We start from the raw sequence: 4867 nt of genomic DNA, 5'->3' as shown, positions 1-4867 counted from the left end.
ACCCCCCTCCACTCCCCCGTCATCGACTGGTTCGACGAACACGCCCGCGACCTCCCCTGGCGGCGCCCCGACGCCGGCCCCTGGGGGGTGATGGTCAGCGAGTTCATGCTGCAGCAGACCCCCGTCAGCCGCGTTCTGCCCGTCTACGAGCAGTGGCTCGCCCGCTGGCCCCGCCCCGCCGACCTCGCCGCCGCCCCCTCCGGCGAAGCCGTCCGCGCCTGGGGCAGGCTCGGCTACCCGCGCCGCGCCCTGCGCCTGCACGGCGCCGCCGTCGCCATAACGGAACGCCACGGTGGCGACGTACCCACCGAGCACGCCCAGCTGCTCGCCCTCCCCGGCATCGGCGAGTACACCGCCGCGGCCGTCGCCTCCTTCGCCTACGGCCAGCGGCACGCCGTACTGGACACGAACGTCCGCCGGGTCTTCGCCCGTGCTGTCACCGGCGTCCAGTACCCCCCGAACGCCACGACCGCCGCCGAACGCAAGCTGGCCCGCGCCCTGTTGCCGGACGACGAGCCGGTGGCCGCCCGCTGGGCCGCGGCCTCCATGGAGTTGGGGGCACTCGTCTGCACGGCCAGGAACGAGACCTGCCACCGCTGTCCGATCGCCGGCCAGTGCGCCTGGCGGCTCGCCGGGAAGCCCGAGCACGACGGCCCGGCGCGCCGCGGTCAGACGTACGCGGGCACGGACCGCCAGGTGCGCGGCAAGCTGCTCGCCGTCCTCCGTGAGGCCCACACCCCCGTGCCGCAGGCCGCGCTCGACAGCGTGTGGCACGAGCCGGTCCAGCGCGCGCGGGCCCTCGACGGCCTCGTCTCCGACGGTCTGGTCGAGCCCCTGCCGGGCGGCCTGTACCGCCTGCCGCACAGCTGAGACAGCCGGCCGCCGCGCACAGCCGCGTCACGACTCCGGCCTCCTGTTACGACCCGACACGGTGCCCCGACACATCCACCCGAACCCCAAATCACCCCAAACAATCACCAATTACCCCGGCCGCTTACCCCTTCCCTATTTCCGTTACACAACCGACGGACAGCCGAGCGCTCTCCGAAGGCTGGCTCGGACACCCCCGTGACAACAGCTCCGTAGCTTCATCCCTGTACAGACCACAGGGCAGTGAAGGCCGACCGGCAGAGCGGGTCGGAAACGGGGACGGAGGCGGTCGGAATGGCGCAGCAGGGCGAGGTGCTCGAGTTCGAGGAGTACGTCCGCACACGGCAGGACGCGCTGTTGCGCAGCGCCCGTCGACTGGTCCCGGACCCCGTCGACGCGCAGGACCTGCTGCAGACGGCGCTCGTACGGACGTACGGCCGCTGGGACGGCATAGCGGACAAGCGGCTCGCGGACGCCTACCTCCGCCGGGTGATGATCAATACGCGGACCGAGTGGTGGCGGGCGCGCAAGCTGGAGGAAGTCCCCACCGAGCAGCTCCCGGACGCGTGCGTCGACGACTCCACCGAGCAGCACGCGGACCGCGCACTTCTCATGGATGTCATGAAGGTTCTCGCACCCAAGCAACGCAGTGTCGTCGTGCTGCGACACTGGGAGCAGATGTCCACGGAGGAGACGGCCGCCGCCCTCGGCATGTCGGCCGGAACGGTCAAGAGCACGCTGCACCGGGCGCTCGCCCGGCTCCGGGAGGAGCTGGAGGCCCGCGATCTGGACGCACGCGCTCTGGAGCATGAGGAGCGGGAGCGTTGCGCGGCCTAGGCACAGGGGCGACCGATCCCGGGGTCCCACGGACAGGGGCACCGACAGGGACGCGGGAACAAGTGACGGCTCCTGGCGCGGCCTCACCCCCTGGCCGGGATCAGGGGCGGAGTGCGGGTCCCGACCACTCCGTCGCGGGCGCTCAGGGGTGGCAGGGGCATGGCACGGGGCTGCTCATGGGGCCGGCGCTGTCCGTCCCGGCTCGGCGGGCCTTTCAGGCGGTGATCACGGCTACGGCTGTGCTCGCCGCCCTCGCCCTTTTCGTCTCCGCCTGCGCCACCGGCGGCACCGGTGCCCGTGACGAGGGCCCGGCCGGCGCCGACGCCGTCGCGGGCAAGCTGAACCCCACCCCCATGGCCTCCGCGTACGCCACTCCGGACGACGTGGACGCGGTCAGGCTCGTCGAGGACGATCCGGGGGTCGCGACCTCGGTCAAGCGTGCGCTGAAGCCGTGCGTGGGGGACGAGTACCCGGTCGACGTGTCGTACGGGGACGTCACCGACGGGGTCGCCGACGACGTCGTCGTCAACGTCATGACCTGCAGCGATGCCGTCGGCGTCGGTTCCTATGTGTACCGCGACGCGGGCGACGGGTACCGGAACGTCTTCAGGGCCGAGGAGTCCCCGGTGTACGCGGAGATAGACCGTGGCGACCTGGTGGTCACCAAGCAGGTCTACAAGAAGGACGACCCCGTGACGAGCCCGTCGGGCGAGAATGTGATCACCTATCGCTGGACGGCCGGCCGCTTCGCCCTGGAGTACCGCACACACAACGAGTACAGCGGCGCGGTCGACGGCGACACACCGACGACGGCCCCGGACTGACCCGTACGACTCCGAGCCCAGAACCGCACCGAGCTGTACCGCCACCACACACGAGACGAGAACTGAGAGCACCCGGGATGGCAGACCAGACCCACGTCCTCTTCGTCGAGGACGACGACGTCATCCGCGAGGCCACCCAACTCGCCCTGGAGCGGGACGGTTTCGCGGTCACAGCCATGCCCGACGGGCTGTCGGGCCTGGAGGCGTTCCGCGCGGACCGCCCCGACATCGCCCTCCTGGACGTCATGGTGCCGGGCCTCGACGGGGTCAGCCTGTGCCGCCGCATCCGCGACGAGTCCACCGTGCCGGTGATCATGCTGTCGGCGCGCGCGGACTCGATCGACGTGGTCCTGGGCCTGGAGGCGGGCGCCGACGACTACGTCACGAAGCCCTTCGACGGTGCCGTCCTGGTCGCCCGGATCCGCGCGGTCCTCCGTCGCTTCGGCCACGCCGGCGGCCCCAACGCGACGTCCCCGGAGGGCGGCGCGCCCGTGACCGGCGGGGTGCTGGTCTTCGGCGACCTGGAGATCGACACCGAGGGCATGGAGGTCCTCAAGGAGGGCCGGCCGGTGGCCCTGACGCCCACCGAGATGCGGCTGCTGCTGGAGTTCTCGTCCGCGCCGGGCACGGTCCTCTCCCGCGACAAACTCCTCGAACGCGTGTGGGACTACGGCTGGGGCGGCGACACCCGCGTCGTCGACGTCCATGTGCAGCGGCTGCGTACGAAGATCGGCCAGGACCGGATCGAGACGGTCCGCGGCTTCGGCTACAAGTTGAAGGCCTGAGCCGCCCCATGCGTTCCTTCGGACTCACCCGGTTCACGGGCATCCACACCGGGCTCAGATGGAAGCTGAGCGCCGCCATCGCGCTGGTCGGCGCGCTCGTGGCGGTCACGCTCAGCCTGGTCGTGCACAACGCCGCCCGGGTGTCGATGCTGGACAGCGCGCGCGACCTCGCGGACGAACGTGTCCTGATCGGGCAGAGCAACTACAACCTGTCGGGGCGGCCCAACTTCCCCGGCATCAAGGTCGACGACCCGAACCTGCCGCGGGAACTGCGGGAGAAGGCCGCGCAGGGCCGCCGGGCGACCTATGTGACCGACCGGCCGGACGGGGTGCCGGACATCTGGGCGGCCGTACCGCTCAAGGACGGCCACATCATGTCGCTGCACACCGGGTTCACCGACCGCAGTACGGACATCATCGCCGACCTCGACCAGGCGCTGATCATCGGTTCGATCGCCGTCGTCCTCGGCGGCAGCGCACTGGGTGTGCTCATCGGCGCCCAGTTGTCGCGCCGGCTGCGCAAGGCGGCGGCTGCCGCGAACCAGGTCGCCAGAGGTGAGACGGACGTACGGGTGCGGGACGCCATCGGCGGTGTCGTGCGCGACGAGACGGACGACCTCGCGCGGGCGGTGGACGCGATGGCGGACACCCTGCAGCAGCGGCTGGAGGCGGAACGGCGGGTCACCGCCGACATCGCGCACGAGCTGCGTACGCCGGTGACGGGACTGCTGACGGCGGCCGAACTCCTGCCGCCCGGGCGCCCGACAGAGCTGGTCCTGGACCGGGCTCAGGCCATGCGCACGCTGGTCGAGGACGTCCTGGAGGTGGCCCGTCTCGACGGTGCGTCGGAGCGGGCCGAGCTGCAGGACATCATGCTGGGCGAGTTCGTGGCCCGCCGGGTGCTCGCGAAGGACCCGGAGATCGCCGTGCACGTGGTGCACGAGTCGGAGGTCACGACCGATCCTCGTCGGCTGGAGCGCGTGCTGTTCAACCTGCTGGCCAACGCGGCACGGCACGGCAAGGCACCCATAGAGGTCTCCGTCGAGGGCCGGGTCATCCGCGTACGCGACCACGGCACCGGCTTCCCCGAGGACCTGCTGGCGGACGGCCCGAGCCGCTTCCGTACGGGGAGCAGTGACCGTTCGGGACACGGCCACGGTCTCGGCCTCACCATCGCCGCAGGCCAGGCCCGAGTCCTGGGCGCCCGTCTGACGTTCCGCAACATACGCCCACCCGGCGCCCCGGACGGCGTCCCCGCAGAGGGCGCGGTAGCAGTCCTGTGGCTCCCGGAACACGCCCCGACAAACACGGGCAGCTACCCGATGATGCCGCGCAAGGGCAGCTGAGGGGGGTGGGGGTTCCGGTACGTCTGTCTCGGCCGGCCCGTGCGGGGCGAGGCCGGTGCAGCAGCCCAGGCCGCCTGTTCTCCCGCCTACCGCCCGTTCACCGCGTCTGTCCAGCACGGGCCGGGGCGTTCGGGTCGGCCTGAGGACCTGGGACGAGGCTGGTTCTGCCCGAGCCGCGTTTCCCACCCACCTGCCCCACCGCTCT

The 4867-nt window shown here is 71.6% G+C and carries 5 protein-coding genes; all 5 read left to right on the top strand.

The genetic code is table 11. The features are described from left to right. A partial coding sequence (locus tag STRTUCAR8_RS04595; RefSeq protein ID WP_006374264.1) for an HhH-GPD family protein occupies positions 1-870 on the top strand: 870 nt, incomplete at its 5' end. 294 nt (positions 871-1164) lie between these two features. Then, positions 1165-1707 (top strand): SigE family RNA polymerase sigma factor, encoded by a 543-nt coding sequence (locus STRTUCAR8_RS04590; protein WP_006374267.1) that lies wholly within the window; start codon positions 1165-1167, stop codon positions 1705-1707. A 176-nt stretch (positions 1708-1883) separates the two neighbouring features. Beyond that, entirely contained in the window at positions 1884-2531 is a 648-nt protein-coding gene (locus STRTUCAR8_RS04585) for a hypothetical protein (protein WP_006374263.1), read from the top strand. A gap of 77 nt (positions 2532-2608) precedes the next feature. After that, the gene (gene cseB / locus STRTUCAR8_RS04580) at positions 2609-3316 is read left to right on the top strand and encodes a two-component system response regulator CseB (RefSeq protein ID WP_006374266.1); all 708 of its coding nucleotides are present in this window, start codon (positions 2609-2611) and stop codon (positions 3314-3316) included. A gap of 8 nt (positions 3317-3324) precedes the next feature. Continuing rightward, complete coding sequence (cseC, locus tag STRTUCAR8_RS04575; RefSeq protein ID WP_006374268.1) at positions 3325-4662, top strand: two-component system sensor histidine kinase CseC; 1338 nt, start codon at positions 3325-3327, stop codon at positions 4660-4662. Positions 4663-4867 lie beyond the last annotated feature (205 nt).

It is taken from the genome of Streptomyces turgidiscabies Car8 (assembly GCF_000331005.1).
Taxonomy (GTDB): Bacteria; Actinomycetota; Actinomycetes; order Streptomycetales; family Streptomycetaceae; genus Streptomyces; species Streptomyces turgidiscabies.
This window is presented reverse-complemented; position numbering and strand designations above follow the sequence as displayed.

What these genes read in the sequence shown, in the direction of transcription:
- STRTUCAR8_RS04590 (WP_006374267.1), top strand. Translation starts at nt 1,165, where the DNA reads ATGGCGCAGCAGGGCGAGGTGCTCGAGTTCGAGGAGTACGTCCGCACA.
- STRTUCAR8_RS04585 (WP_006374263.1), top strand. Translation starts at nt 1,884, where the DNA reads ATGGGGCCGGCGCTGTCCGTCCCGGCTCGGCGGGCCTTTCAGGCGGTG.
- cseB (WP_006374266.1), top strand. Translation starts at nt 2,609, where the DNA reads ATGGCAGACCAGACCCACGTCCTCTTCGTCGAGGACGACGACGTCATC.
- cseC (WP_006374268.1), top strand. Translation starts at nt 3,325, where the DNA reads ATGCGTTCCTTCGGACTCACCCGGTTCACGGGCATCCACACCGGGCTC.